Below are 26008 nucleotides of genomic sequence, written 5' to 3'. Positions count from 1 at the left end.
ATGCGCATTTTTGCATATAAGCTTGCCGCAATCGCTGGTGATTGCCAGTGGCATAAACTTGGGATAGGCAAGCTCGCATGACACGCGCAATCATGTTTCAGGGAACGGGTTCGGATGTCGGCAAAAGCGTGCTTGTTGCCGGTCTTTGCCGTGTGGCACGCAATCGGGGGCTGAAAGTCCGGCCATTCAAGCCGCAAAATATGTCAAACAATGCAGCCGTTAGCGAGGATGGCGGTGAGATTGGTCGCGCGCAATGGCTTCAGGCTCTGGCGTGCGGTGTGCCGTCATCGGTGCATATGAACCCGGTTCTGCTGAAACCACAGACCGATATGGGCAGTCAGGTCGTCGTGCAGGGAAAAGTGCGTGGCGAGGCGCGCGGGCGTTATTATCAACAATTGAAGCCGCAGCTGATGGCCGCGGTGATGGAATCCTTTGATCTTATCAGTGAAGGTGCTGATCTGGTGTTGATTGAAGGGGCGGGGTCGCCTGCCGAAATTAATCTTCGCGCCGGTGATATTGCCAATATGGGCTTTGCCACACGTGCAAATGTGCCGGTGGTGCTGGTGGGAGATATTGATCGGGGCGGAGTGATTGCATCGCTGGTCGGAACGCATACAATTCTGGCCGAAGAAGACCGTGCCATGGTGCGTGGCTTTCTGATCAACAAGTTTCGTGGCGATGTTTCGCTGTTTGATGATGGTCTTGAGGCAATTACCCGTTTTACGGGCTGGCGATCGTTTGGTGTCGTGCCGTGGCTTAAAGCCGTGTCGCGTTTGCCTGCGGAGGATTCGGTGGTGCTGGAACGCGCAACGCGGGGTGATGCCAAGGCGTTGAAAGTGGCAGTTCCCATGTTGCCGCGCATTGCGAATTTCGATGATCTTGATCCGCTGAAAGCGGAGTGTGAGGTTGAAGTTGTGATGGTTCCGCCCGGCCAGCCACTGCCGCATGATGCAGGGCTTGTGGTTTTGCCGGGGACGAAATCGACGATTGCCGATCTGATTGCCTTTCGTGAAAACGGCTGGGAGCGCGATTTGCAGCTTCACGTGCGGCGCGGCGGGCACGTGCTTGGCATTTGTGGCGGGTTTCAGATGCTCGGCAAACGGATCAGCGACCCGGACGGTATCGAGGGACAGGTGCGCAACATCGACGGGTTGGGACTGCTGGACGTCGAAACCATGATGGAGCCTGAGAAAGTCGTGCGCAATGTTGTCGCGCACTCACAGCTTTATGATGCTAAGCTTGATGGCTATGAGATTCATATCGGGCGTACCACTGGCCCTGATGTGATCCGGCCATTTTCGCGGATCGGTGATCATGATGATGGCGCCGTTTCTGCGAGCGGACGTATCATGGGGACTTATCTGCATGGTGCTTTCAGTGCAGATGCGTTCCGGCATAGATTTCTGGCGGGGCTCGGGGTGTGCGGTTCAGGTGGGAACTATCGCGAAAGTATTGAAACCGCGCTTGATGAACTGGCTGATGGCCTTGAGTCCTGCCTTGATATTGACGGGTTGTTTGCACTCGATTGACGCCGCAACAGTGAACGCCTAATGTCACTTTATGCAATAGGTCTTTGCCGGAACGAATCCCGGCGATACCAAAAAGGGAATGCGACGGACGGACCCAATCCGGGCGTCTTTATCGCAGCCGACCCCGCGACTGTAGAGCGGAGAGGGATGAGGCAAGCCGGGCAACCGGCAACCACTGGAAACATCAGCGTTTCTGGGAAGGTGCATCACTCCCCACGACCCGTGAGCCAGGAGACCTGCCTGTTGCGTGAAGGACATTCTGTCCGCACCCCTTGGGAGGTTTTCCCTGCTGCCTGCACGGAGGTTGTCATGGCTGCGCGTAACGAAAATTCACTTTCCAATACACTCCCTCTCTCCCTTGCTGCTCGTCTTGGAACGGCAGTGGTGTCGCTCATGCTCGGCGCATTTCTGATTTACGGCGTTGGGATAGCCCATTCTGATATGCTGCATGATTCGGCGCATGACACGCGTCATTCATACGGTTTTCCCTGCCACTAAGCCTTTAGCTTTTAAAACAGGAAATAAGCAGCGCTCGATGGGGGACAATCATCGAAGCGGGATTGCTGTTGAGGGAATGAAATGTTGATCCGTTATCTTCTGGCCACGCTTGTTGCTGGCCTTCTGGCAGGGCTTCTCGTGACGCCTGCCATGTATTTGAAAACCGTTCCGTTGATCATTCAGGCGGAAACTTATGAAGACGCCGGTGGCGGTCATAGCCATGGTGACGCCGAAGCGGCTGCGCCACACGACCATGCTGCGGTGGCTGCCAGTGATGGCGGAGAAGAAGAGGGCGCTGAACTGCTGTTTGGTCGTCTTGGCAACACATTGCTTGCCAATCTCGTGGCCGGTGCAGGTTTTGCCCTGCTTCTGGGTGGGGTTGCGCTTCTTCTCGGTCGCCGTATTACACCGCAGAATGGTATCCTCTGGGGGATAGCCGGCTTTTTTGCGGTCGCTTTCTTGCCAGCTTTAGGGCTTTCGCCGGAATTGCCTGCGATGCCTGCCGCCGATCTGGCGCAGCGTCAGCTCTGGTGGATCTTGACCGTGGTGTTGAGTGGTGTCGGCATCTATCTGCTGGTTTTGCGTGCTGAGATTGTTTCTAAAATCCTTGGACTGGTGCTGATTATCGCCCCACATCTTTATGGTGCACCGCATCCGCACGATATTGCATCACCAATTCCAGCGCTGCTTGCTTCGCAATATGCCGTCGCATCGCTTGCAACAAACCTGTTCATGTGGGCAGTGATTGGTCTTGCGCTGGGCTGGTTTATTCAGACCTATGCAAAGTCGGATATTGAAGGCTGATAGGCATGGCTCTGCCCCGAAATGAAAATGCAAAAATCACGTTCGTTCTTGGCGGAGCCCGATCCGGTAAGTCGTCTTATGCGGAGAAACTGGTTGAAGGCTCAGGTCTTCAACCCGTCTATCTTGCGACAGGGCGCGCATTCGACAAAGAAATGGAAAGCCGCATCTCCATTCACCGCGATCGTCGCGGGCGTGAATGGCAGACGGTGGAGGAGCCGCTCGACCTTGTGGGCGCGCTTGAAAAATGCGTGCGGCATGACCGCTTTGTGCTGGTCGATTGCTTGACGCTCTGGGTCACCAATCTGATGATGGCAGAGCAGAATATCGCTGCTGAAACTGAGACGCTGATAGCGGCATTGCCTGAGCTTTCAGGGCCGGTTGTTTTCGTTTCCAACGAAGTTGGTTTAGGCATTGTGCCGGAAAATCGGATGGCGCGCGCGTTTCGCGATTCAGCCGGGTTTTTGCATCAGGCTGTGGCATCAGTGGCAGATGAAGTTTATTTCATGGCGGCAGGTCTGTCGCTCAAAATGAAGGGTTAATTTGATGCAGGGACAGAAAATTCCAGCAACGGTGATCACCGGATTCTTAGGTTCCGGCAAGACGACACTGATCCGTAATCTGCTGGAAAATGCCAATGGCAAGCGTATTGCGCTTATCATCAATGAGTTTGGCGATCTGGGCGTCGATGGTGGAATTCTCAAAGGCTGCGGCATTGAAAGCTGCCGTGAGGAAGACGTGATCGAACTCAACAATGGTTGCATCTGTTGCACCGTTGCTGATGATTTCATTCCGACTATGACCAAACTTCTCGACCGTGCAGACCGCCCAGATCATATCGTTATCGAAACCTCCGGTCTGGCGCTGCCACAGCCGCTGGTCGCAGCTTTCAACTGGCCTGAAATCAAGACGCAGGTCACGGTTGATGGCGTGGTGACGGTTATCGATGCCGCTGCCGTTGCCGAAGGTCGTTTTGCGGATGACCACGATAAGGTGGATGCGCAGCGCGCAGCGGACGAATCTCTTGATCATGAAAGCCCTTTAGAGGAACTTTTTGAGGATCAGATTCATGCAGCTGACCTGATTGTTCTCAATAAGGCCGATCTCGTTGATCCGTCGAAACTCGATAGCGTGAAGGCCGATGTGGCTGAACGCTCAAAGCGTCGCGTCAACATGGTGCCAGCAAGCTTTGGCAAGCTTGGTGCAGACGTATTGCTCGGCCTTGGAGTGGGGACGGAAGACGATATTGCCAACCGCAAGTCGCATCATGAAATCCATCATGCCGACGGCCATGAGCATGATCACGATGAGTTTGAAAGCTTTGTCGTTGAAGCAGGCTCGGTTACCGATCCGAAGGCATTTACCGAGAAGCTCAAGGCGGTGATTGCTGCGCACGATGTTCTGCGTCTCAAAGGCTTTGTCGATGTGCCGGGCAAGCCGATGCGTCTGGTTGTGCAGGCCGTTGGCCCGCGTATTGAGCATTATTTCGACCGCCCATGGGGTAAGGATGAAGTGCGCAATACGCGTCTTGTCGTCATTGGTCTGCATGAGATCGATGAACAGGCGATCATCAAAGCCGTGAAAGATGCGACCTCGTAATGCATCTCTTACTTGCCCAGAAGGGAACGATCAGCGACGGCAATGAGGCCGTCGACCTCGGTCAGACGCCGGGCGATATCTTGTTCCTTTCCGCCGCCGATACGGAATTGGCCAGTCTTTCTCACGCCTACAAGCTTGTGAAAGAAGGGCCAAGTCTCCGGCTCGCCAATTTCCTGAGCCTGACACATCCCATGTCGGTCGATGCTTATATTGAGCGCACGGCACAACATGCGAAGCTTATTGTTGTGCGGATTATTGGTGGCGAGACCTATTGGCCTTATGGGCTTGAGGCGCTTCATGCCTGTGCTGTTTCGCTCGGCATTAAAATTGCGGTGTTGCCAGGTGATGATAAGCCTGATTATGGGCTTGAACGGTTCTCCACCATTTCCGCACCGGAGCGCGATGCGCTCTGGCAATATTTAATTGAGGGCGGGGCTGCCAATACATCCCGCTTTCTCAATTATTGCACAGCATTGATTGATGAGAGCGAGAAACCGGAAGAGGCGGCACCGCTTCTCAAAGCCGGGCTGTGGTGGCCAAATATGGCAACGCCATCGCTTGCTCTCATCCGTAAGCAATGGCAGGACGCTGATGCACCTGCTGCGGCGATCATTTTTTATCGGGCGCTTGTGCAAAGCGGACAGACGCAGCCGGTTGAAGCACTGATCAGTGCATTGCAGGCTAAGGGACTTAATCCGGTTCCGATCTTTGTTTCCAGCCTCAAGGACAGGCTTTCAGCAGCAGTGGTTGATGGCCTGTTTGACGATTGCCAGCCGGATATTATGCTCAATGCAACCGGCTTTGCGATTTCGTCACCGGGTGCGGAGCGTAAACCGACCGTGCTGGATAAGCGCGGCAATATGGTTTTGCAGGTGATTTTTTCCGGTACGCCAAAAGCCACATGGGAAGCATCGCAGCAGGGTTTGCTGGCGCGCGATCTTGCGATGAATGTCGCACTGCCCGAAATTGATGGCCGCGTGCTGTCGCGTGCAGTGTCTTTCAAATCGGCAAAGCAATTCGATAGCACTGTTGAAGCCAATATCGTCACCCACGAGCCGGATTTGGGTCGCGTGGCTTTCGTCGCCGAATTGGCTGCAAACTGGGTGCGCCTTAAGCGTAAAAAGCCAGAAGAGCGCCGTGTGGCGCTGATCCTTGCCAATTATCCGAACCGTGATGGCAGGCTGGGCAATGGCGTCGGGCTTGATACGCCTGCCGGAACAGTGGAAGTGCTGCGCGCCATGGCGGGCGAGGGGTATCCGGTTGGTGACGTTCCTGCCGATGGCGATGCTTTCATTCGGCTTTTGATGGCTGGCCCAACCAATGCGGCGCGTGATGGGCGTGTCATCCGTGAAGTCATTTCTTTGAATCAATACAAGGCTTTCTTTGCAAAGCTTCCGAATGTGATTCAGGAGGAAATTGAAACCCGTTGGGGTGGGCCGGAAAATGATCCGTTCTTTGATAAGAGGCTTGAAGGTTTTGCGCTGCCGCTGATGCGCTTTGGCGAAACAATAGCCGGTATTCAGCCTGCACGTGGTTATAATATCGATCCGAAAGAGACCTATCACTCGCCTGATTTGGTGCCGCCGCATGGGTATATCGCGTTCTATGCTTATCTGCGCGATGTGGCGAAGATCGATGCTATCGTGCATATGGGCAAGCATGGCAATCTGGAATGGCTGCCGGGTAAAGCCTTAGCGCTGTCGGAAAACTGTTATCCTGAAGCTGTTTTCGGCCCAACGCCGCATGTCTATCCGTTCATCGTCAATGATCCAGGTGAAGGCACGCAGGCAAAGCGCCGTGCGGGTGCTGTGATCATCGATCACCTGACACCGCCGTTAACGCGCGCTGAAAGCTACGGTCCGCTCAAGGATCTCGAAGCATTGGTCGATGAATATTACGAGGCTTCGGGCGTTGATCCGCGTCGCCTGTTGCGGTTGAAAGTGCAGATCCTTGATCTGGTACGCGATATTGGTCTCGACCGCGATGCGGGTATTCATGACCATGATGATGAAGATATGGCGTTGCAAAAGCTTGATGCCTATCTTTGTGATCTCAAGGAAATGCAGATCCGCGATGGGTTGCATATTTTTGGTCTGGCCCCTCAAGGGCGCTTGCTCACCGATTTGCTGGTGGCACTGGCGCGTGTTCCACGCGGTATTCCCGTTGCGCTGGGTGGCTTGCCGGGCGAGCAGAGCCTGCAGCGCGCTATCGCCAGAGACGCAGGCCTTGGCGAAGAGTTTGATCCGCTCGATTGTGCAATGGCCGACCCCTGGACTGGGGCGAAGCCTGAATTGCTGGTAGGTGCAAGTCCTGCAAGTTGGCGTATTGCTGGTGATACGGTCGAGCGTATCGAATTGCTGGCTGCGCAGTTTGTGGAGGGCGAAGTCGAGTGTCCGGCAGATTGGACACAGACCAATGCCGTGCTGCAGTCGATTAAGGATCATTTGCGCCCCATGGTGACATCCTGTGGACCTTCGGAGATTGAAGGTTTCTTATCCGCTATTTCCGGGCGCTTTGTGCCGCCGGGCCCATCGGGTGCGCCAACGCGTGGACGGCCAGATGTTTTGCCGACCGGGCGCAATTTCTTTTCGACCGATAGCCGTGCCGTGCCAACACCAGCGGCGTGGGAGCTGGGCCGCAAATCAGCGGAACTGCTGATCACCCGTTACACGCAGGATCATGGCGAGTGGCCGACCTCATTTGGTCTGACCGCATGGGGCACATCCAACATGCGCACTGGCGGTGATGATATTGCGCAGGCGTTGGCGCTGATCGGTGTAAAACCCTTATGGGATATGGCTTCGCGTCGAGTCACCGGGTACGAGATCGTGCCGATTGCCAAGCTTGGCCGTCCGCGTGTGGATGTGACGCTGCGTATCTCCGGATTCTTTCGTGATGCTTTCCCGGAACAGATTGCACTGTTTGACAAGGCCGTGCGAGCTGTCGGCGCGCTTGATGAAGAGGCGGAGGACAATCCGATTGCTAGCCGCATAAAGACCGAACAAGCACGGCTTATCGCAACGGGTGCGGATGAAAAGACCGCCGAACGTCGCGCGGGCTATCGCGTCTTCGGTTCAAAACCGGGTGCTTATGGCGCTGGCTTGCAGGCACTGATGGATGAGAATGGTTGGGCTGGGCGCAATGATCTGGCGGAAGCCTGGCTTGTCTGGGGCGGCTATGCCTATGGTGCGGGCGAAGAGGGCCAAGCGGAGCGCGGGCTTCTTGAAGAGCGGCTGCGTTCTGTGCAGGCGGTGGTGCAAAATCAGGATAACCGCGAGCACGATCTGCTCGACAGCGATGATTATTATCAGTTTGAAGGTGGCATGGCTGCAACGGTTGAAAAACTGACGGGCGCGATGCCGACCGTCTATCACAACGATCATTCGAAGCCTGAAAAGCCGGTGATCCGCACACTTGAAGAAGAGCTTGCGCGCGTTGTGCGTGGTCGTGCGGCCAATCCCAAGTGGATCGCGGGCGTGATGCGCCACGGCTACAAGGGCGCTGCGGAAATTGCAGCCACGGTTGATTATCTTTTCGCTTTCGCGGCGACCACCGGCAAAGTCGGTAACCATCACTTCGAAGCAGTCTATCAGGCCTATATTGCCGATAGAGCAGTGCATGATTTCATGCTTGATAAAAATCCGGCGGCACTCGCCGAAACAGCGTCCAAACTCAACGATGCGATTGAACGCGGCTTCTGGGTGCCGCGTTCCAATTCAGCGCGGTTTGAGCTCGAAAATCTTATGAAAATGATTCCGGAAAGGGCATTAAATGGCTGAGAAATCTGCAAAACTTCTTTCAATGACGGAAGAGGAATTGAATGCCCGCCATGCAGATAAGATGCGCAAGAAGAAAGCGGCGCGCGACAAGATTCAAGCCACCAAGACCGACGAAAAAGGCCTTGTGATTGTTCATACAGGCAAGGGCAAAGGCAAATCAACGGCTGGTTTCGGCATGGTTTTCCGCGCCCTTGGTCACGGCATGAAGGTTGGCGTCGTGCAGTTCGTTAAAGGCTCATGGGATACTGGCGAGCGGTGGGTGCTGGAGAAATTCCCTGAACAGGTGACGATTTCCGCACTTGGCGAGGGCTTTACGTGGGAAACACAGGATCGCGCCCGCGATATTGCCATGGCCCGTGACGCTTGGGAGCAAGCCAAAGCCATGATCCTTGATGAAAGCTACGATATGGTGCTCTGCGACGAACTCAACATCGTGCTGCGCTATGATTACCTGCCTGTTGAAGAGGTAATCGAAGTGCTTGCCGCTAAACCTGAGATGAAGCATGTCATCATCACGGGCCGCAATGCCAAGGACGAGCTGATTGACGCTGCCGATCTCGTTACCGAGATGGAATTGATCAAGCATCCTTTCCGTTCAGGTGTGAAGGCACAGAAGGGAATTGAATTCTGACATTATCGCTTCGCGCATTCAGAAGCCCAGCCATTGCCGGAGTGGATTGCTTGGTTCCATCAGAAGCCGCACGGCGAGTGCTAGGCTCACCACGATGAGCAGTGGCTTGATAATGCGCGAGCCGATCTTCATAGCGAGGCTCGCGCCAATCTGTGCGCCAATGAACTGCGCAATGCCCATGCAGATGCCAATTTTCCAGTTGATTGTGCCAACAAGCGCGAAGGTGGCAAAGCCGCCGATATTGGATGCGCAGTTAAGCAGCTTGGTATGAGCGGTGGCTTTCAGCACGCCATAGCCTGCAAGGGCTACGAACGCTAACATGAAGAATGAGCCGGTGCCGGGTCCGAACAGTCCGTCGTAGAAGCCGATCAGTGGCACCAGCGTAACGCCAAACAGGAATGGTCCCATACGGCGTGCGCGATCCACGTCGCCAAGGCTTGGTTTCACTGCAAAATAAATGGCAATCGCGATCAGCAGAATTGGCAATGCTGCCCGCATGATATCGACGGGCAGGACGGTTGCTAAAAGCGCGCCCAGAACAGAACCGACCAGTGATGCAATGGCTTCCGGCCATTGTTCCTTGATGTTCACATGCCCTTTGCGCGCGTAGGCGATGGTTGCAGAGGAAGAGCCGAACAGGCCTTGCAGCTTGTTTGTGCCGAGTGCTTCGACAGGTGGGATGCCAGCGAGCAGCAGCGCGGGTATCGTGATCATGCCGCCTCCGCCTGCAATAGAATCGATGATGCCCGCAATGAAAGCGGCCATGGTCAAAAGGAGCGTCAAGGTATCGAAAAATTCAAGCATGGAGAGGATCCGCCAAAAGTTGAGGCAACATAGTGCAGACGGTCTCATTGCGCCAGACAGCTATTTTAGGGAACCAATGAAGGCCAGCGTTGTTTTTCGGTTCGCGCAGCATTATCAATGCAAGTCTATTTGATATCAGGAGACGATCATCCATGAGCGAAAGCATTTTCGAACGTATTACTGCGTTTCTCAGCAAAAAAAGTGCTGTGCAGCGTGTTGCCGAAGATCCGGCACTCGCTTCGGAACTGCTTCTTCTGCTTCATGTGGTTTTTGCCGATGGTGATCGTCACCCGGCAGAAATTGCGGCTTTCAGGCAGATTGTCTCCGAGAACTTTGGCATTTCAGCAGAAGAACTGCCGGAAGTGACAGAATATCTCAAAGACTTTGGCTATGAGACGACTACAAAGCAGGCGGCTTCGATGTTGGCTGAAATGGCGCCTGAGCGCCGTTCGTCACTGCTTCGTGACCTGGTGCGGATTGCGCGTGCGGATGATCATGTTGATCAGTCGGAAACAGCAATGATCAAGCGCATTGCTGATATTCTCGGCATTACAGCTGAAGATATCAGAGAAGCGCATAATCCGGCCCCTCGTGCGGTCTAAGGAAAAACGCGCCGCTCTTGGGATGGGCTGTTCGTCAGGCGTGCGCTTGGAAGAACTCGTTTCGTTGGCAGACAGGGTTCTGAGCAAAGCAGGTTTGAATCGACCGACAGTCATTGCAACGCTTGCCACCAAGCAGGGTGATCCGGTCTGGCTGGAGCTTGCTGCGCATTATGGCTGTGAGCTGCGATTTTTTGATGCCGGGCAACTTGAGCAAGAAACACCAAGGTTGAAAAATCCGTCGGACGTGGTGTTTGCGTCGGTGGGGTGCCATGGCGTTGCGGAATCTGCAGCACTTGCTGCCGCAGGGACGAATGCCGCTCTTATTATCGAGAAGACGGTGGAAGGTCGTGCCACCGCCGCGCTGGCGATGGCACTTCCTAATCAGAGCAATTTGCGGCGTTGCGCGATGTAAGTTGCAACGGTTGCAACGATCAGCAAAGCAGCGGTGGTCATAATGACGGCCACATAGGCATTTTCGAATGCCTGCGATGCAAGCGCAATCAAGCTATCTGCATCGGTAGCAGGCATTGATTGTGCGACGATAAGCGCTTCATCAAGGCTATCGCGTGCAACAGACGGAATATCCGCGCTGACCGGCAAAATAAGGCTGGCGGTATAGAAGGCCGACAGAATGCTACCGAAAATTGTCACGCCCAGCGCATTGCCAAGTTCAAACGACACTTCCTCGACAGAGGCAGCCATACCAGCCTTCTCGGCTGGAGCGTTGCTCATGATTGATGACGATGCGCCTGTCATTGCACAGCCAACGCCAAAACCTAAGACTGCAAGCCCTGCCAGATAGAAATGCGCTGAGAGCTTGTAGGTGAGGATATAGATCACTACGCCAAGAGCAGTGATGCCGAGCGACGCCCAGAGCACCTTGCCTGCACCAAGACGTGGCAACATCATGCCAGCCAGCGGCCCTGCGACGAAAGCTGCAAGCGGAATTGGCAGGATCATCAGACCAGCCTGCAACGGCGTCATGCCTTCGATCAACTGCATACGCTGGCTGAAAACCAGCTCCATGCCGGTCATCGAACCCGATGCAACAAGCGCCGCAAACACACCTGTAGCGAAAAGCCGGTTTTTGAACAGCGAGAAGTCAATCAACGGTTCGCTGCTTGAAAGCTGACGGCGCACAAAAATGGTCGTTGCGATGAGACCGATAATCAAAGCGCTCGCAAAGACAGCCATTGATGCGTCGCGCTTGGCGAGCTCCTTGATGGAGTAGGTCAGCGCGATCAGGCCGATCATGATCTGGATCGAGCCGATGAGATCCCATTTGCGCTGGGAGCCAAGTGGGCGATTTTCGAGGTTGAAGGCCGAAAGAGCAAGCGCCACCAAAACAACGGGCACGTTGATCAGAAATACGGAACCCCACCAGAAATATTCGAGCAGGATACCGCCTGCGACAGGACCGATGGCAGCGCCACCCGAAGCAATTGCCGCCCAGATACCAATGGCAAGCGAGCGTTCTTTTTCATCGGTGAAGGTCAGCCGGATAATCGACAGTGTGGCAGGCATCATCATCGCCGCACCACAGGCAAGGAATGCGCGGGCTGCAATCAGCACTTCCGGGTTTGGAGAATAAGCCGCGCAAAGCGATGCAAGGCCAAACACGGCCAGACCATTCATGAACATGCGCTTATGGCCGAGCTTGTCGCCCAGTGTGCCAAGGCCCGGCAACAGTCCTGCCACCACCAGCGGGTAGATATTCATGATCCAGAGCTTTTCGGAAGCACTTGCCGCGAGATCATGGGTGAGGCGTGGCAATGCTGTATAAAGCACTGTCATATCCACAACGATGAGGAAAAGTGCGCTGGAAACTATTGCGAGAACGAGCCAGCGATTTTGCGGCAACATTGGATTATACCTTTTCAATACGAACGTATTCAAACTTGTCAGGGTGGCTGACATAATATAAATCCACCTGTATGGAAAGTAAGAAATTGCAAAGAACTGGCCGTCCGCGCTCAATCGACCGTGATCATGTGCTTGATATGGCCGAGAAGCTGGTTGCCGAAGGTGGCATCGTTGCTCTGACCATGGATGCGGTGGCGCAAGCTTCCGGCGTCACAAAAGGCGGCGTGCAATATTGTTTTGGTAACAAAGACGGGTTGATGAAAGCCATGATCGAGCGGTGGGGCGGCCGGTTCGACGATCTGGTGACAGCGCGCAAGCAGCATAAGCAAGACGCGATTTCGCACATCGCAGCCCATATCGCGGTGACACGCGAAAGCGATGCTGAGGACGATTCTCGGTTTGCCGCTATGATCGCGAGCCTTATTCCCAACTCCCAGTATCTTGATGAAACCCGGACATGGTATCGCAAACAGTGGGATGGTCTTGATGTTTCAACGCCAGAAGGCAGGCGCGCGCGACTGGCGTTTATTGCCAATGAGGGTGCATTTCTGCTCAGAAGCTTCAACTTCTTCGAGCTGACGCCGGAAGAGTGGCAGTCGATCTTTAATGATATTCAAGGACTTTTGCCTGAAAAAGATTGACTTTTCTGCTGCCTGCCAGGCATTCGGAATGCCTGAACAGAGGAAGAAAACGTGGCAGTTCATTTCATTGGAGCCGGTCCCGGTGCCGCAGATCTCATCACCGTGCGTGGTCTGCGACTGATAGAAAACTGTCCGGTCTGCATTTATGCAGGCTCGCTGGTGCCCAAAGAGGTTGTTGCATCTGCACCAGAAGACGCGTTGCTGATTGATAGTTCCTCGCTGACGCTGGATGAAATCATTGCAGCAATTGAGGCCGCTCATGCCAAAGGGCATGATGTTGCACGCGTCCATTCAGGCGATCCGTCGATTTACGGCGCGATGGCTGAACAGATGCGCCGGCTTGATGCGCTGGGCATTCCTTATGATGTGACGCCGGGCGTCCCGGCTTTTGTTGCGGCTGCGGCTGCCATGAAGCAGGAACTGACGATTCCCGAAGTCAATCAGAGCATTATCCTCACGCGCACTTCGGTAAAATCATCCGCCATGCCGGAAGGTGAAGATCTTGCCACATTGGGCAAATCCGGTGCGACTTTGGTGATTCATCTGTCGATCCGCAATCTTGCGAAGATTGAGGCGGAGCTGGCGCCACTTTATGGGGCAGATTGCCCGGTGGTCGTTGCTTATCGCGTGGGTTGGCCAGATGAGCAGATCTTGCGCGGAACACTGTCGGATATTGTTGAGAAAGTTGCAGTTTCAGGCGTGAAAAGAACGGCAATGGTGTTTGTCGGGCGCGGACTTGATCCCCAAAACTTCCGTGATTCAGCGCTTTATCATGAAGCGCACAGCCATATTGCGCGCTCAAAACCTTAAAACGGAACGTGTAAATTCAATTGCTTCTTCTACGGTAGCGACAACGGTTTTGGCTTCCACGGGGGGGCGAGCGATCATCATGACGGGTATGGCAAGATCACGCGCTGCTTTGATTTTTGCGTAAGAAATGCTGCCGCCGGAATTGCGGCTGACAATCAGGCCGATCTTTCGTTCGCTCAGGAATTGTTTCTCGGATTCATAGCTTTCGGGCTTTGCCAGAACGATTTCACAATCGCGAGGCAATGTTACTTCCGGCGGGTCGATCATCCGCATGATGAAGTGAACATCGCTTCGCTCTGCAAAGGGCGCAATATGTTGTCGGCCCAGTGCGAGCAGAACACGCTCGCCAGCGGGGATTATCGTTGCGGCCTGCGCTTCATTTGCGACGTCAATCCAGTTATCGCCGTTTTCCTTTTCCCATGCCGGGCGTTCGAGCCGCAATAGCGGAATTTTTGCCATACTGGACGCCCAAACAGCATTGTGTGAAATGCGCGTTGCATAGGGATGTGTTGCATCAATCAGAAGATTAATCTTCTCGGTTGCCAGATAGGTGGCCAGTCCCTCTGCGCCGCCAAAGCCGCCTGTGCGCACTTTGCCGTTGATTGCAGCTGGATTGGCTGTTCGGCCCGCAAGGGACGTGATGGCTTCGACGGGCAGCACATTGAGTGCGGAAGCAAGCTTTGCTGCTTCCGCTGTGCCGCCAAGAATGAGTATTTTAGAGGCGGGCAAGGATATTGCCTTTGCGATCCGTCACGATAATTTCGACTTCAACAGGCGCGCCGCGCAGGGTTTCAAGCGCGACTTGCTTGGCTTTTTCGGCGATCGGCGTCGCCATGTCGATGCCTTGAGTCATTTCAAGCACTTCCAGTGCAGTGTTGGCAAAAAGAATCCGGTCCTTCATGTCGTTTGGCGCACCGGCCTTTTCGGCAATGGTCCAGAGAAAGTTTTTATCGACTTGTGAGCGCGAGGAGTGAAGATCAAGTTCGCCCTGAGCAAGCTTTGTCAGCTTCGCAAAGCCGCCTGCAATGGTGAGCTTGTCGATGGGGTGTTCGCGCAAATACTTGAGCACACCACCCGCAAAGTCGCCCATATCGAGAATGGCAAAATCCGGCAGATTATAAAGTGCCTGTGCTGCGTCTTCGGACGTTGAGCCTGTCGCAGCGAGCACATGCTTTTGCTTTTCAGCACGCGCCACATCGATGCCGCGATGGATCGAATGAATCCAAGCCGAGCAGGAAAAGGGATGCACAACACCTGTTGTGCCCAGGATCGAAATGCCGCCAACGATACCAAGGCGCGGGTTCCACGTTTTTTGCGCGATTTCCTCGCCGCCCGGAACAGAGATCGTAATCACCAGATCGGCAGGCAGACCATATTCAGCGCAAATCTGTTCACAAATTTCGGTCATCATACGGCGCGGAACTGGATTGATCGCTGCTTCACCCGGCGGGATTTGCAGACCGGGACGCGTGACTGTGCCGACGCCTTCGCCTGCCTGAAACACAATGCCAGTGCCGGGAGGGGCAGGGAAAACCGTTGAGATAATTGTCGCGCCGTGTGTGACGTCCGGGTCGTCGCCTGCATCCTTGACGATACCTGCCATGGCATAGCCTTCGCCCAGCCCTTCATATTCAAGCTGGAAATAGGGGACCTCGCCTTTTGGCAGTATGATGCCGACAGGATCGGGGAATTCGCCGGTAATCAGCGCAGTCAGTGCGGCCTTTGTTGCGGCTGTGGCGCAGGCGCCCGTCGTCCAGCCGCGACGCAGCTCTGTTTTTTCCGGGCTTTTATTCGAAGGGGCGGTTTCATCGTTCATGGACGCCTTATAATGTATCTGATAGCTGTGCCGCCAGATAGAATTATGGTTGATGACGATGAATAAGCCCGAACATACGCCGGAATGTATTGTTGCGAAGAGCAAAGTGCGCTTGCCTTCGATGCAGCCGGGGCATGTCTGGCTTGTTGGTGCCGGGCCGGGTGATCCGGGTTTGCTGACACTGCACGCAGTCAATGCGCTGCGGGAGGCGGATGTGATCGTCTATGATGCGCTGGTCGATGAAGCCTGCCTTTCCTTGAAGCGGGATGAGGCATGTGTTGAATATGCAGGCAAACGCGGCGGCAAGCCTTCGCCAAAACAGCGCGATATTTCGTTGCGACTGGTGGAGTTGGCTAAACAAGGCAAGAAGGTTCTGCGCTTGAAAGGCGGTGATCCGTTTGTTTTTGGGCGCGGTGCCGAGGAAGCGCTGACGCTTGTTGAACACGGCGTGCCATTTCGCATCGTGCCGGGCATTACTGCGGGTATTGGTGGTCTCGCCTATGCGGGAATTGCGGCCACGCATCGCGACATCAACCAGTCGGTGACGTTTCTCACGGGTCATGATGCGACGGGACTGATGCCGGATCGTATCAATTGGGAAGGTGTCGCGCAGTCTTCTCCGGTTATCGTGATGTATATGGCGATGAAGCATATCGACCTTATCACCGGCCGATTGATGGCAGCAGGGCGCTCACCGGATGAGCCGATGGCCTTCGTCTGTAATGCCAGCTTGCCTGAGCAGGTTGTTCTGGAGACAACATTGTCGCGTGCGGTTGCAGATGTGGAAAAGTCAGGTCTCAAGCCTCCGGCAATCGTGGTTGTGGGCGAGGTTGTAAAACTTCGTTCCGGACTTGACTGGCTTGGTGCGTCTCAGGGACGAAAGCTGACCAATGATCCGCTTCATCTTAACAAGGAGGAGAGCGCATGAAAGGTTTTCTGATTGCAGCCCCTGCTTCTGGATCAGGCAAAACCACTTTGACGCTTGGATTGTTGCGTGCGCTCAAGCGGCGCGGTGAGGCGTTGGTACCGGCAAAAGCCGGTCCTGATTACATTGATCCTGCCTACCATAAGGCTGCGAGCGGTGTGGATTGCTTTAATCTTGACCCATGGGCCATGAGGCCAGAGCTGATCAGTGCGCTTTCATCCCGCATGACTGAGGGCAACAAGCTGCTTGTTGTCGAAGGTATGATGGGGCTTTTCGACGGGGCGCTTGACGGGAAGGGTTCATCGGCCGATCTGGCGCGAACGCTTGATTTGGCGGTGGTGCTGGTGGTCGATTGCGCGCGCCAATCTCATTCGATTGCGGCACTCATTTCGGGTTTCAGTCAGTTTCGCAAAGATGTGCTGATTGCGGGTGTAATCCTTAACCGCGTTGGCAGCGGCAGGCATGAGGCTATGCTGCGCGAAGCCATCAAGCCGCTTGGTATTAGCGTTCTTGGTGCAGTCCCGCGCGATGAAGCGCTGGTTCTGCCATCGCGTCACCTTGGTCTTGTTCAGGCAGGTGAGCATGGTGATCTGGAACGTTTCCTTGAGCATGCTGCGGATGTGGTTGATGCGCGTATTGATTTTTCGGCGTTAGAGCATATCTGGTCTGGGCCGAAGCAGCATGCCGCAATGGCCAATGTTCCGCGCCTCACGCCGCTTGGAAGCCGCATTGCAGTGGCACGCGACGATGCTTTTGCCTTTGCCTATGCGCATCTTTTTGAAGGTTGGCGCAGGCGTGGTGCAGAGCTTTCTTTCTTTTCACCACTTGGCGATGAAGCGCCTGATGAGAGCGCTGACGCTATCTATCTGCCCGGTGGCTATCCTGAGCTTTATGCCGGAAAACTGAGCCAGGCGAAGCACTTTCAACATGGCATGAGACGCGCTGGGGGTCGTGGCGTGCGCATTTACGGCGAGTGTGGTGGCTATATGGTGCTGGGTGAGACGCTGGAAGATTCCTCTCGCGTGAAGTATCCGATGCTTGGACTGCTGCCGCTTGAAACAAGCTTTGCCAAACGCAAAATGCACCTCGGTTATCGCAAGCTGGAGCCTCTCGCGGGTTCGCCATGGCAGGTGCCACTTTCGGCACATGAGTTTCACTATGCAAGCATCGTGCGAGAAGGTGAGGCTGAACGGCTGTTCCGCGTGCGCGATGCGTTGGGTGAAGGGCTGGGAGAGGCGGGGTTGCGCGTAGGGTCAGTTGCGGGGTCCTTCATGCATGTGATTGATTTTTCTGGAGAGAATGCCTGAAGATGACTATTGAGCATGGTGGAGCGCTAGATAGGGCTATTGCGCGTTTTGGCGGCGCGGCGAAAGACTGGCTTGATCTTTCAACGGGCATCAATCCCGAACATTTTCCGTTGCCGGAATTGACAGCCCCCTTGTGGAACCGCTTGCCGGACGAGGGGTTGTTAGAGCGGGTTCTTAATGCGGCGCGTGTCTATTACGAAGCAGATCAGAATGCGCCAATCGTTGCCAGCCCCGGAACGCAGGCGCTCATTCAGCTTATTCCAACATTGTGCGCGCCTTCAACTGTCGCTATTTTGGGACCGACCTATCAGGAACATGCAGCAGCTTTTTCAGCGGCTGACTGGAATGTGGTCGAATGTGCGACCCTTGACGACATTCCAGAAGATGCTCGGGTGGTCACAATCGTCAACCCGAATAACCCGGATGGGCGGATTGTTGCGCGGCCTGATTTGCTGGGGCTTGCGCGAAAGCTTGGTGAGCGTGGTGGTTTTCTGGTTGTGGATGAGGCTTTTGCCGATCCACATCCGGAGGTGAGTATTGCGCGACATGCGGCGCATGCGCCGCTGGTCGTGCTCAAATCCTTTGGCAAGTTCTTTGGCCTTGCAGGCGTTCGACTTGGGTTCCTGCTGGCAAATGATGACCTTGTGAAGCGCGTTGCAGACAGGCTCGGTCCATGGGCCGTGGCAGGGCCGACGCTTGCCATTGCGCTCAACGCTTTTGAGGGTGGTGTTGAGCTTGAGGCATTTCACCAACGCATTGATAAAAGACGAGCTGAGTTGGCTACAACGCTCGCTCATTGTCAGCTCATAGAAGTCGGTGGCACGGCGCTTTTTGCGCTCGTTGCCCATGAAAATGCGCATGGAATTTACGATGCGCTTTGTGAGCGGCATATTCTTGTCCGAAAGTTTGCCTATGCACCTGACTGGTTGCGCATCGGACTGGCGCCTGATCAGGCTGGTCTTATGCGATTGGAACAGGCATTGCGGGATATTCTCCGCATAAGAAAATGATTCAGGAAAGCGCATCAAGTCCATGGAAATAAAGCTGATTATTCTTGCTTTAGCGCTTGTTCTGGATCGGGTTGTGGGCGATCCCCCGCAACTCTGGCAGAGAATTCCGCATCCGGTGGTTCTGTTCGGCAAGGCAATCAGTTGGGGCGAAAAACGTCTCAATGATCACAGTCTTTCCGTTAATGCACTGCGCAGCAATGGTATGTGGCTGATCATTGGTCTGGTGATTTCCTGTATCCTTGTGGGGCTGGCGCTGGGCTACCTGCTGCCTTTTCTCGGCACCGCAGGCGCGCTGGTCGAGATCGTCATCGTCGCGGTGTTTCTGGCACAGAAAAGCCTTGCTGATCACGTGAAAGCGGTGGCCGCTGGCTTGCGTGAAAATGGCATCGAGGGGGGTCGCAAAGCTGTTTCGATGATTGTTGGGCGCAACCCGGAGCAGCTGGATGAAGGGGGCGTCAGTCGCGCGGCGATTGAAAGCCTTTCGGAAAATGCGTCGGATGGCATCGTTGCCCCTGCTTTCTGGTTTCTGGTGGGCGGATTGCCGGGGCTGTTTGCCTATAAACTCATCAATACAGCCGATTCGATGATTGGTCATCGCAGTGACCGTTATCGTCATTTTGGGCGCTTCGCTGCCCGTTTGGATGATGTCGCAAACTATATTCCGGCACGTTTGACGGGATTGCTGGCCGCAGTGGCTGCTGCATTTACTGTCGATAAAGAAGCCGGAAAAAGAACACTTGCCATTATGTGGCGCGATGCGCGACTGCATCGTTCACCCAATGCAGGATGGCCGGAATCGGCTTTTGCCGGTGCGCTTCAACTGGCACTTGCCGGACCGCGCCAATATGGATCGGAAAAGGTTGAAGCGCCGCTGTTTTACGGTGAGGGTAAGCGCGACGCTGATGCAGCCGATATAGACGCAGCAATTTCGCTGTATTGGTCCATGATGAGCATCATGACCGGGCTTATTATCGCCGCCAGTCTGATAGGGCTTATTGGTCGGATAGTATAAAATGCTGACCATTGTATCGCTGCAGGCGATTGGGATTATCGCTGCGCATACCGTTGCCATCGAATTTGATTGTGCCAAGTGCGGTTTCAAATGAACTGTCGCGCAAGATATCCATGAGCGGTTGCTTTTGTTCTGCGGCTTTGTTGAGCGCGGAAGCTGCAAGTTCAATGGTGGCAAAGCCCGTGACGGAATAAGCTTCTGCCAGCTTGCCTGCCTGAGTGATTGCATCGACGGCCGATTTTGCTGTCGCGAGATCCTGCGGCTTTAAAGGTGCAATCATCAGCGTTTCAGTGCTCAGTGGTTGAGCGCCGGGCGCCGCATTGAGCACGCTGCCGCCTGCGATGACCAGTGGATATTTGAGCGCTGCAGCGCTTTTGCCGATGGCTGCAATGTCATCGCGCTCGCCCCCAACATAGACATGTGTTGCGCCTGCGCGACGCAGTCGCGCGACAAGCGCGTTCTGATTTTCGAGGCCAGGTCGGTAGGTATCCGTGAAAACAGGCTGGAGTTGCTGGTCTTTCAGGTGTGCCAGAACCTGTCCGGCACGTTCACGACCCTCGATGGTGCCATCGTCGATCACGGCAAAGGGTTGTGCGCGCCAGAGGCTTCCCAGAAAACTGCCGGTTGCACGCGTTTCCTTATCCAGCCCCGTTGTAAGCCGAAAAACAGCAAACGGGATTGAGGCACGTTTTTCAGTCAGCGTTGGATCGCTTATACCAGAGGTGATAACGGGAATATCTCGCTCTTGCAAAATGGGAAGGGCTGCCTCCAGCGCCTCAGAACAAAGAAAGCCCGTCGCAATCGTCACCTTTTCCTTGAGAAAAGTTTCTGCTGCTGCCTTGCCACCTTCCGCATCGCACCGGTCATCTGCAACAACAAGCTCGGCGTGTTTTGCAGCTGCTGCTACGCGCGCGCCCTCCACGAGTTGGTTTCCGAGCGGGGTAAAGCTACCGCTTAAAGGGGCTGCAATGCCAATGCGCATGTCAGTTGCATTTTCTTGCGCTGAGACTGGCAAGCAAAACAGTGTAAAAGCCAATAGAGACAGAGTGACGATTTTTTTCCGGCTGAGCATACGCAATTGCAGGCGGAAAACCGCTGTTATTTTTTCCGGCAATGGCTTTAACTTCATCACGCGCTTTATCTTCTTTAAATATTTCATGGATAATTCAACGAAAAGTGGGTAGCGGTTTCCTCGCCTTTGTGCAATGCCCGTATAGGTATACAGGCAAAGAGACAATAATTTCAGGAAGCCTGACAGATAATACGGATGCTTGCTGACGTGCAAACGGATAAAGACACTACCTCAACTATTGTATCGGTCGAACCAAAGACTTATCGCGATGCGATGAGCCATTATGCTGGAGCTGTTCAGCTTGTTACGACTGCTGGCTCGGCTGGCCGTCGTGGGCTTACACTGACCGCTGCCTGCTCGGTTTCGGATAATCCACCCACGGTTCTGGTTTGCTTGCAAAAATCCCATCCAGAAAACCAGATTTTCATGGAAAATGGTGTTTTTGCGGTCAATACGCTGGCGGGAACACACCAGCAGCTTGCTGACGCATTTTCAGGCCGTATCGGTCTTACGCAGGATGAACGCTTTCAGCTTGCCGAGTGGGACGTGATTGCAACAGGCGCGCCGACGCTGAAAGGCGCATTGGCGGTTTTCGATTGCCGGGTTTTGAGCGTGCAGGATCATTCGACACACCATGTGCTATTCGGCGAAGTGGTGGGATTGCGCTCCAATGGTGATGAAGAAGCGCTAATCTATCTCAATCGCCGTTATCACAGGCTGGAACTTTGAACGGTTCTTTGGGAGGTACAATGCGCAAACGCGTTGGATTATGTGCAGGGCTTCTGCTGGCCTTCAACACGTCTGCCTTCGCGCAAGGGCCGCTTCCGCCGTTTAAAGATAATTATTTTGCCTACCCTTCTGTGCTTAGCAGTGCGGATAATGGCAATTACAAAGTCATTGATTACAATGAAATGCGCGACATCAACGGTCGTGATGCCGTGCCTGAAAAACGCGTGAAAGATGCCTATGTTTCGCTAAAGGCGCGTGCCTATCAAAAGGACGTCACATTTCAAACGGCCGCAGGTCCGGTTAAGGCCATGGCTGTGGGGAAGCGCGAAGGCGCATCCTTTATCGTCATCTATCTGCACGGGCGTGGCGGAAATCGTTTGCAGGGCGTGAATGATTTTACCTTTGGCGGCAATTTCAACCGCATTAAAAATCTGGCAGCTCTGAATGGTGGGCTTTATCTGACGCCAGACTTCAAGGACTTTGGGGCAATGGGGGAGGCACAGATTGCTGGGCTTATCGAAGCCGCGAAAGCGACTTCGCCATCTGCGCCACTCGTTTTGGCTTGCGGATCGCAGGGCGGGGCGCTTTGCTGGCGCATAGCGTCTAACGAAAAAGCCGGCAATCAGCTCTCAGGCCTTATCCTGTTGGGATCGCTGTGGGACGATGGCTTTTTCAAGTCGCCAGCTTTCAAAAAGCGGGTGCCGGTGTTTTTCGGCCATGGCAGTCGCGATCCGGTTTTCGCCATCGATAAGCAGGAAGCATTTTACCGGGATATCGGCAAACGCTCACCGGGTTATCCGGTACAGTTCCGTCGCTTTGAGAGTGGCAATCATGGCACGCCCATCCGCATGAGCGACTGGCGCGAGATGCTGAACTGGATATTCACGAAACAATGATGAGGTCGTTGGGGATGCTCAACGAAAAACCGGCATTGTGGCCTTCCTGCCACTCGACAATTGGCTAAAAGCGAATAGTTATCAAAATTAAATTTTTAACCAATCAGCAGACCATAAGAGGTTGATCATGTACGGATGCACCCGCAACGGAGCCCGTTTGTTTTTTATTGCGATGCTGGCTCCATTGGCTGCCGCTTGTACAACAACGACGCAGAACGCAACGGTTCCCGGCAAGTCTGAAGCGCCGGTAACAGCTTCCAGCATTTCCCTGCCGCGTTTTATTCCGACATCGACAGTTGATTCTTCGCTGGCACAGCCTTGCATTACCGCTGCTGCGAACAAGTATTTCCTGCCTGAGCGCGTTATCAGCGCTGTTAACTCACGTCCGGCAGCTGGTGGTGGTACAATCGTTGACCTTAAGGTTGATCTGCGCACGGCGGTTTGTCAGGTCTCTGCGAATGGTTCCGTTCGCTCTGTTGTTGATACGTCGCCAAAGAGCGCTGATCAGGTGGCTGCGGAAGCTGCTGCTGCTAAGGCCGCATCGGCTGCGCCAGCACCGAAAAAATCGAAGAAGAATTGATTCAATAAATCATTGTAAGTTGCGAAAAAGGTAGGGATTTCCCTGCCTTTTTGTTTTTCATTTGTCCGGTTTTTCGCCGTACCAGCGTGGCGTGTAAACCCACTCTCCGCCTTCCGCGCGGGGAAAACGCACCGTGTGTGATGAGCCGATAATCACCACTGTGCGCATGTCAACATCATCGGGTGTGAGTTCGCCCAAAGTGACCACACGGGTTGTTTCTGCGGGTCTGCCAATATCACGACCAAGCACGACCGGCGTTTCTGCGTCGCGATATTGGCGCAGAATCTCCAGTGCGCGGCCCAGCTGATGCGGGCGAGCTTTGGAAATCGGATTGTAGAACGCCATGGCAAGATCGGCTTGCGCTGCCAGCGCCAGACGCTTCTCAATCACATCCCAAGGCTTGAGATTGTCCGAAAGCGAAATGATGCAGAAATCGTGTCCGAGCGGTGCACCAATGCGGGACGCTGCGGCCATTGCTGCGGAAATACCCGGCTGAATGACCAATTCAACACCATGCCATGCCGGATCGTTTGATTCATGCAATGCCTCGACAACCGCTGCTGCCATGGCAAATACGCCCGGATCGCCGGAAGATACCATAACCACATTGCGACCAGAAACTGCGAGCTCAAATGCATGGCGTGCACGCTGCATTTCTTCGCGATTGTCGGTCATATGGATGAGTTGATCGTCGCGGAAAGGGCCCGCCATGCGGACATAGGTTTCATAACCGAGCACGTCTTCGGCTTGTTCCAGATCACGCTGGACCGCTGGTGTCATCAGATCACGGGAGCCGGGTCCAAGACCAATAACAGTAAGCTTGCCGCGCTTACGCCCGATAAACAGAACATCGGCAGGAGTAGATGCAACGGCCATCGTCAGGGTTTCAGTCACTGTGTGGTGAACAGGGTTTTCGATAGAGGCCGTCACGAGATCGGCATCGCTTGCAACAAAGCGCAATGGCGCTTTCAGTGTTTTTGCTGCCTGATGAATATGTAACGATGCGCAATCTTTCTCGTGAGCGAGAAGCAAAGCCAGTGAGTCTATAGACAAGTCAGAATTGTCGAAGGCTTGCTTGATGAGGCTCGTCAGGTCTTCGGTCGGCTTTTCGATAGCGATCGCAACCGTTCGTGGATGATAGATCAGCTCATTGGCCTGTGGCGTGCGGATTTCAGGCGTGATGCTGATTATCAGTTGCCCATCGCCAGCAAGCGGCAGCTTTGATGCCGCAAGCCAGCGGGATTTGCCATTGATTTGTAGCTTTTGCCCTGCCAGCAGGTCGGACATGAACGTCTTGGCATTGTCCGGATTGGCGAGTGTTAGTTCTGCCGGAGGATGAAGCAGGTTGATGCCGAAGCGCAACTCGCCCGTCGTTGTTATGGCGGGGGCGACCTTCAGCGCATCAGCGATAGTGCGTGCCAGATCGTTGACGCCTGACAGCCCGCCAAGCAATGGCACGACCGCGCTGCCATCTTCTGCAACGGCCAGAACCGGAGGCTCTATGCGCTTGTTTTGCAGAAGGGATGCAAGCGCGCGAATAATGATGCCGGAAGCGCACAAAGCGATAACAGGTCGGCCTTCTTCATAAAGTGCGCGGATTGTATCGCCAAAATGCGTGAAATGCTTGTCTGCGCTCGTAACGCGGTTTTCAAGTCCCAGGACTTCCGCATTTTCAAGTGCTGACTGCACGTTGCGTGCTGTGGCGATTGCTGCTTCGCTCAAGATCAAAATTGCAGGCTTCATGCACCGTTCCATTTGCTGCCCGGAACGAGAATGATCGAAAAATATGGGCAATCGCTGCCGCTGACCTCGGTTAAAGGGGCAATCCGCTGGTTCTGCATGGTTGCGCGCTCGATATAAAGCGCACGATCCATCAACCCAAGTTCGGTCAGCACAGCGCGTACCTTGTCGAGATTTTTGCCGAGTTTCATGATGGCTGCGGCCTCTGTAGCTGCGAGGCGGTTTTTCAGCTCTTCCGCACTCATAACGCCCGAAAGGATCGACAAGGTCTGGTTGCGATAGACCAAAGGCGCGCCGAGCACGGCAGCAGCGCCCAAAACAGAGCAAACGCCAGGTACGACTTCCGTTTCGTATTTTTCGGCCAATCGGTCATGGATATACATGAACGATCCATAGAAGAACGGATCGCCTTCCGCGATCACGGCCACGTCACGGCCTGCATCAAGATGGCTTGCAATCGTCGTTGTGATCTCGACATAGAAATCGCTCACGATCTGCTCATAATCCATGTGCGCCGGCAGTTTTTCGGTCGTCACCGGATAGATGAGCGGAACCAAAGTCTGCTCGGATGACAGATAGGTTTCGACAATCGTCAGTGCATTGCCCTTTTTGCCCTTGGCTGCGTGATAGGCGACGACAGGAGCGGATTTGAGCAGTCGCAGCGCTTTGAGCGTGATGAGTTCAGGATCGCCGGGGCCGACGCCCAGACCATAGAGCTTGCCTTTTGGGGCCATTATTCGTGCTCCGAAGCAAGTGCATTAACGGCGGCTGCGGTCATGGCGCTGCCGCCGCGCCGTCCGCGTACGATCACGAAAGGGACACCACGGCTGTTTTCAGCCAGTTCGTCTTTGGATTCAGCTGCACCGACAAAGCCAACCGGCATGCCGATGATAAGAGCGGGCTTGGGCGCACCACTATCCAGCATTTCAAACAGGCGGAAGAGGGCGGTTGGCGCGTTGCCGATAGCAACAACGCTGCCCTCAAGGTGCGGGAGCCAGAGATCAAGGGCTGCGGCAGAGCGTGTGTTGCCGATCCCTTTCGCCAGCTCAGGGACCGACGGGTCGTTCAGCGTGCAGATCACTTCATTATTGGCTGGCAGACGTGAACGGGTGATCCCTTCTGCAACCATGCGCGCATCGCAGAGGATCGGCGCACCTTTCGCTAGAGCTTCGCGTCCGGCCTGTCCTGCACCTTCTGAGAAGACGATGTCTTCAACGATATCGACCATGCCAGATGCGTGTGCCACGCGCACGGCAAGCTTTTCGAGATCCGCAGGTATGCGGCTCAAATCGGCTTCAGCGCGGATGATGGCGAAGGAGCGGTCATAAATGGCTTGCCCGTCGCGGATATAAACTGTCATGGCG

General features: G+C 54.5%; 26 protein-coding genes and 1 riboswitch. Of the genes, 18 read left to right on the top strand and 8 right to left on the bottom strand.

Features of this window, described 5'->3' with window-relative positions; all coding sequences use genetic code 11:
* Positions 1–77 precede the first annotated feature (77 nt).
* The 7 genes from OPR82_RS13160 (at position 78) to cobO (ending at position 8837) form a co-directional block, all read left to right on the top strand.
* Positions 78–1529 carry a cobyric acid synthase gene (locus OPR82_RS13160; RefSeq protein ID WP_265985330.1) on the top strand — a complete coding sequence of 484 codons (1452 nt, stop codon included), beginning with the start codon at positions 78–80 and terminating at the stop codon, positions 1527–1529.
* Between the two features lie 21 nt (positions 1530–1550).
* A riboswitch (cobalamin riboswitch) is annotated at positions 1551–1787 on the top strand.
* A gap of 51 nt (positions 1788–1838) precedes the next feature.
* Positions 1839–2027, top strand: coding sequence for a CbtB domain-containing protein (locus OPR82_RS13155; RefSeq protein ID WP_265985329.1), 189 nt, complete (start codon positions 1839–1841; stop codon positions 2025–2027).
* Positions 2028–2108: 81 nt separating this feature from the next.
* Positions 2109–2831: a CbtA family protein gene (locus tag OPR82_RS13150; RefSeq protein ID WP_265985328.1), complete on the top strand. Its 723-nt coding sequence runs from the start codon at positions 2109–2111 to the stop codon at positions 2829–2831.
* A 5-nt stretch (positions 2832–2836) separates the two neighbouring features.
* A complete protein-coding gene (gene cobU / locus OPR82_RS13145) occupies positions 2837–3370 on the top strand; it encodes a bifunctional adenosylcobinamide kinase/adenosylcobinamide-phosphate guanylyltransferase (RefSeq protein ID WP_265985327.1) in 534 nt (177 codons plus the stop codon).
* A 4-nt stretch (positions 3371–3374) separates the two neighbouring features.
* A complete protein-coding gene (gene cobW, locus OPR82_RS13140; RefSeq protein WP_265985326.1) occupies positions 3375–4427 on the top strand; it encodes a cobalamin biosynthesis protein CobW in 1053 nt (350 codons plus the stop codon).
* On the top strand, positions 4427–8206 hold the full coding sequence (gene cobN / locus OPR82_RS13135) for a cobaltochelatase subunit CobN (RefSeq protein ID WP_265985325.1): 3780 nt from the start codon (positions 4427–4429) through the stop codon (positions 8204–8206). Before cobW ends, cobN begins: the two co-directional genes overlap by 1 nt.
* Positions 8199–8837 carry a cob(I)yrinic acid a,c-diamide adenosyltransferase gene (gene cobO / locus OPR82_RS13130; RefSeq protein ID WP_265985324.1) on the top strand — a complete coding sequence of 213 codons (639 nt, stop codon included), beginning with the start codon at positions 8199–8201 and terminating at the stop codon, positions 8835–8837. The genes cobN and cobO overlap by 8 nt, the downstream gene beginning before the upstream one ends.
* An 18-nt stretch (positions 8838–8855) precedes the next feature.
* Here the strand turns inward: cobO and OPR82_RS13125 are convergent, their stop codons facing one another.
* A complete protein-coding gene (locus OPR82_RS13125) occupies positions 8856–9641 on the bottom strand; it encodes a TSUP family transporter (RefSeq protein WP_265985322.1) in 786 nt (261 codons plus the stop codon).
* A gap of 152 nt (positions 9642–9793) precedes the next feature.
* Between OPR82_RS13125 and OPR82_RS13120 the strand changes: the two genes are divergently transcribed.
* Positions 9794–10243 (top strand): tellurite resistance TerB family protein, encoded by a 450-nt coding sequence (locus OPR82_RS13120; RefSeq protein ID WP_265985320.1) that lies wholly within the window; start codon positions 9794–9796, stop codon positions 10241–10243.
* A gap of 22 nt (positions 10244–10265) precedes the next feature.
* Entirely contained in the window at positions 10266–10655 is a 390-nt protein-coding gene (locus OPR82_RS13115; RefSeq protein ID WP_265985480.1) for a cobalamin biosynthesis protein, read from the top strand.
* On the opposite strand, the gene OPR82_RS13110 is transcribed toward OPR82_RS13115, so the two are convergent.
* Positions 10625–12106 carry an MFS transporter gene (locus OPR82_RS13110; RefSeq protein ID WP_265985318.1) on the bottom strand — a complete coding sequence of 494 codons (1482 nt, stop codon included), beginning with the start codon at positions 12104–12106 and terminating at the stop codon, positions 10625–10627. The two genes, OPR82_RS13115 and OPR82_RS13110, sit on opposite strands and share 31 nt — an antisense overlap.
* A gap of 86 nt (positions 12107–12192) precedes the next feature.
* Here OPR82_RS13110 and OPR82_RS13105 point away from each other — a divergent pair, with 86 nt between their 5' ends.
* Positions 12193–12747 carry a TetR/AcrR family transcriptional regulator gene (locus OPR82_RS13105; protein WP_265985316.1) on the top strand — a complete coding sequence of 185 codons (555 nt, stop codon included), beginning with the start codon at positions 12193–12195 and terminating at the stop codon, positions 12745–12747.
* Between the two features lie 51 nt (positions 12748–12798).
* Entirely contained in the window at positions 12799–13557 is a 759-nt protein-coding gene (gene cobM, locus OPR82_RS13100) for a precorrin-4 C(11)-methyltransferase (RefSeq protein ID WP_265985314.1), read from the top strand.
* Here the strand turns inward: cobM and OPR82_RS13095 are convergent.
* Entirely contained in the window at positions 13546–14286 is a 741-nt protein-coding gene (locus OPR82_RS13095) for a cobalt-precorrin-6A reductase (RefSeq protein WP_265985312.1), read from the bottom strand. The two genes, cobM and OPR82_RS13095, sit on opposite strands and share 12 nt — an antisense overlap.
* Positions 14273–15373 carry a cobalt-precorrin-5B (C(1))-methyltransferase gene (locus OPR82_RS13090; protein ID WP_265985310.1) on the bottom strand — a complete coding sequence of 367 codons (1101 nt, stop codon included), beginning with the start codon at positions 15371–15373 and terminating at the stop codon, positions 14273–14275. The genes OPR82_RS13095 and OPR82_RS13090 overlap by 14 nt, the downstream gene beginning before the upstream one ends.
* A gap of 58 nt (positions 15374–15431) precedes the next feature.
* On the opposite strand from OPR82_RS13090, the gene cobA reads away from it, so the two are divergent.
* From cobA to cbiB, 4 genes are read left to right on the top strand one after another with little or no spacing between them, the layout of a single operon-like run.
* Positions 15432–16301, top strand: coding sequence for a uroporphyrinogen-III C-methyltransferase (cobA, locus tag OPR82_RS13085; protein WP_265985308.1), 870 nt, complete (start codon positions 15432–15434; stop codon positions 16299–16301).
* Positions 16298–17605 carry a cobyrinate a,c-diamide synthase gene (locus OPR82_RS13080; protein ID WP_265985306.1) on the top strand — a complete coding sequence of 436 codons (1308 nt, stop codon included), beginning with the start codon at positions 16298–16300 and terminating at the stop codon, positions 17603–17605. Before cobA ends, OPR82_RS13080 begins: the two co-directional genes overlap by 4 nt.
* On the top strand, positions 17602–18615 hold the full coding sequence (gene cobD / locus OPR82_RS13075; protein ID WP_265985479.1) for a threonine-phosphate decarboxylase CobD: 1014 nt from the start codon (positions 17602–17604) through the stop codon (positions 18613–18615). The genes OPR82_RS13080 and cobD overlap by 4 nt, the downstream gene beginning before the upstream one ends.
* Before the next feature lie 22 nt (positions 18616–18637).
* Positions 18638–19627 (top strand): adenosylcobinamide-phosphate synthase CbiB, encoded by a 990-nt coding sequence (gene cbiB, locus OPR82_RS13070; RefSeq protein ID WP_265985304.1) that lies wholly within the window; start codon positions 18638–18640, stop codon positions 19625–19627.
* Here the strand turns inward: cbiB and OPR82_RS13065 are convergent.
* Positions 19608–20699 (bottom strand): branched-chain amino acid ABC transporter substrate-binding protein, encoded by a 1092-nt coding sequence (locus OPR82_RS13065; RefSeq protein ID WP_396997795.1) that lies wholly within the window; start codon positions 20697–20699, stop codon positions 19608–19610. The two genes, cbiB and OPR82_RS13065, sit on opposite strands and share 20 nt — an antisense overlap.
* 195 nt (positions 20700–20894) lie before the next feature.
* Between OPR82_RS13065 and OPR82_RS13060 the strand changes: the two genes are divergently transcribed.
* From OPR82_RS13060 to OPR82_RS13050, 3 genes are all read left to right on the top strand, one after another.
* The gene (locus OPR82_RS13060; RefSeq protein WP_265985299.1) at positions 20895–21428 is read left to right on the top strand and encodes a flavin reductase; all 534 of its coding nucleotides are present in this window, start codon (positions 20895–20897) and stop codon (positions 21426–21428) included.
* A 20-nt stretch (positions 21429–21448) separates the two neighbouring features.
* Positions 21449–22324, top strand: coding sequence for an alpha/beta hydrolase (locus tag OPR82_RS13055; RefSeq protein ID WP_265985297.1), 876 nt, complete (start codon positions 21449–21451; stop codon positions 22322–22324).
* 127 nt (positions 22325–22451) lie between these two features.
* Positions 22452–22904: a hypothetical protein gene (locus OPR82_RS13050; protein WP_265985296.1), complete on the top strand. Its 453-nt coding sequence runs from the start codon at positions 22452–22454 to the stop codon at positions 22902–22904.
* A gap of 57 nt (positions 22905–22961) precedes the next feature.
* Here OPR82_RS13050 and cobJ read toward each other — a convergent pair whose 3' ends face one another.
* Genes cobJ through OPR82_RS13035 form a run of 3 tightly spaced genes read right to left on the bottom strand, consistent with a single transcriptional unit; the run spans position 22962 to position 26004 of the window.
* Positions 22962–24647 (bottom strand): precorrin-3B C(17)-methyltransferase, encoded by a 1686-nt coding sequence (cobJ, locus tag OPR82_RS13045; protein ID WP_265985294.1) that lies wholly within the window; start codon positions 24645–24647, stop codon positions 22962–22964.
* On the bottom strand, positions 24644–25378 hold the full coding sequence (locus OPR82_RS13040; RefSeq protein WP_265985292.1) for a precorrin-2 C(20)-methyltransferase: 735 nt from the start codon (positions 25376–25378) through the stop codon (positions 24644–24646). The genes cobJ and OPR82_RS13040 overlap by 4 nt, the downstream gene beginning before the upstream one ends.
* On the bottom strand, positions 25378–26004 hold the full coding sequence (locus tag OPR82_RS13035) for a precorrin-8X methylmutase (RefSeq protein ID WP_265985290.1): 627 nt from the start codon (positions 26002–26004) through the stop codon (positions 25378–25380). The genes OPR82_RS13040 and OPR82_RS13035 overlap by 1 nt, the downstream gene beginning before the upstream one ends.
* Between the last annotated feature and the right edge of the window lie 4 nt (positions 26005–26008).

The organism is Ochrobactrum chromiisoli, from assembly GCF_026241335.1.
Classification (GTDB): domain Bacteria; phylum Pseudomonadota; class Alphaproteobacteria; order Rhizobiales; family Rhizobiaceae; genus Brucella; species Brucella chromiisoli.
The sequence above is the reverse complement of the archived record's forward strand: the minus strand, read 5'-3'. Positions and strand labels throughout refer to the sequence as shown.

What these genes read in the sequence shown, in the direction of transcription:
- cobW (WP_265985326.1), top strand. Translation starts at nt 3,375, where the DNA reads ATGCAGGGACAGAAAATTCCAGCAACGGTGATCACCGGATTCTTAGGT.
- OPR82_RS13110 (WP_265985318.1), bottom strand. Translation starts at nt 12,106, where the DNA reads ATGTTGCCGCAAAATCGCTGGCTCGTTCTCGCAATAGTTTCCAGCGCA.
- cobJ (WP_265985294.1), bottom strand. Translation starts at nt 24,647, where the DNA reads ATGAAGCCTGCAATTTTGATCTTGAGCGAAGCAGCAATCGCCACAGCA.
- OPR82_RS13035 (WP_265985290.1), bottom strand. Translation starts at nt 26,004, where the DNA reads ATGACAGTTTATATCCGCGACGGGCAAGCCATTTATGACCGCTCCTTC.
- OPR82_RS13155 (WP_265985329.1), top strand. Translation starts at nt 1,839, where the DNA reads ATGGCTGCGCGTAACGAAAATTCACTTTCCAATACACTCCCTCTCTCC.
- OPR82_RS13120 (WP_265985320.1), top strand. Translation starts at nt 9,794, where the DNA reads ATGAGCGAAAGCATTTTCGAACGTATTACTGCGTTTCTCAGCAAAAAA.
- OPR82_RS13055 (WP_265985297.1), top strand. Translation starts at nt 21,449, where the DNA reads ATGCGCAAACGCGTTGGATTATGTGCAGGGCTTCTGCTGGCCTTCAAC.
- OPR82_RS13080 (WP_265985306.1), top strand. Translation starts at nt 16,298, where the DNA reads ATGAAAGGTTTTCTGATTGCAGCCCCTGCTTCTGGATCAGGCAAAACC.
- OPR82_RS13065 (WP_396997795.1), bottom strand. Translation starts at nt 20,699, where the DNA reads ATGCTCAGCCGGAAAAAAATCGTCACTCTGTCTCTATTGGCTTTTACA.
- OPR82_RS13050 (WP_265985296.1), top strand. Translation starts at nt 22,452, where the DNA reads ATGTACGGATGCACCCGCAACGGAGCCCGTTTGTTTTTTATTGCGATG.
- OPR82_RS13040 (WP_265985292.1), bottom strand. Translation starts at nt 25,378, where the DNA reads ATGGCCCCAAAAGGCAAGCTCTATGGTCTGGGCGTCGGCCCCGGCGAT.
- cobN (WP_265985325.1), top strand. Translation starts at nt 4,427, where the DNA reads ATGCATCTCTTACTTGCCCAGAAGGGAACGATCAGCGACGGCAATGAG.
- OPR82_RS13090 (WP_265985310.1), bottom strand. Translation starts at nt 15,373, where the DNA reads ATGAACGATGAAACCGCCCCTTCGAATAAAAGCCCGGAAAAAACAGAG.
- cobU (WP_265985327.1), top strand. Translation starts at nt 2,837, where the DNA reads ATGGCTCTGCCCCGAAATGAAAATGCAAAAATCACGTTCGTTCTTGGC.
- OPR82_RS13060 (WP_265985299.1), top strand. Translation starts at nt 20,895, where the DNA reads ATGCTTGCTGACGTGCAAACGGATAAAGACACTACCTCAACTATTGTA.
- cobO (WP_265985324.1), top strand. Translation starts at nt 8,199, where the DNA reads ATGGCTGAGAAATCTGCAAAACTTCTTTCAATGACGGAAGAGGAATTG.
- OPR82_RS13125 (WP_265985322.1), bottom strand. Translation starts at nt 9,641, where the DNA reads ATGCTTGAATTTTTCGATACCTTGACGCTCCTTTTGACCATGGCCGCT.
- OPR82_RS13160 (WP_265985330.1), top strand. Translation starts at nt 78, where the DNA reads ATGACACGCGCAATCATGTTTCAGGGAACGGGTTCGGATGTCGGCAAA.
- OPR82_RS13150 (WP_265985328.1), top strand. Translation starts at nt 2,109, where the DNA reads ATGTTGATCCGTTATCTTCTGGCCACGCTTGTTGCTGGCCTTCTGGCA.
- cobA (WP_265985308.1), top strand. Translation starts at nt 15,432, where the DNA reads ATGAATAAGCCCGAACATACGCCGGAATGTATTGTTGCGAAGAGCAAA.
- cbiB (WP_265985304.1), top strand. Translation starts at nt 18,638, where the DNA reads ATGGAAATAAAGCTGATTATTCTTGCTTTAGCGCTTGTTCTGGATCGG.
- OPR82_RS13115 (WP_265985480.1), top strand. Translation starts at nt 10,266, where the DNA reads ATGGGCTGTTCGTCAGGCGTGCGCTTGGAAGAACTCGTTTCGTTGGCA.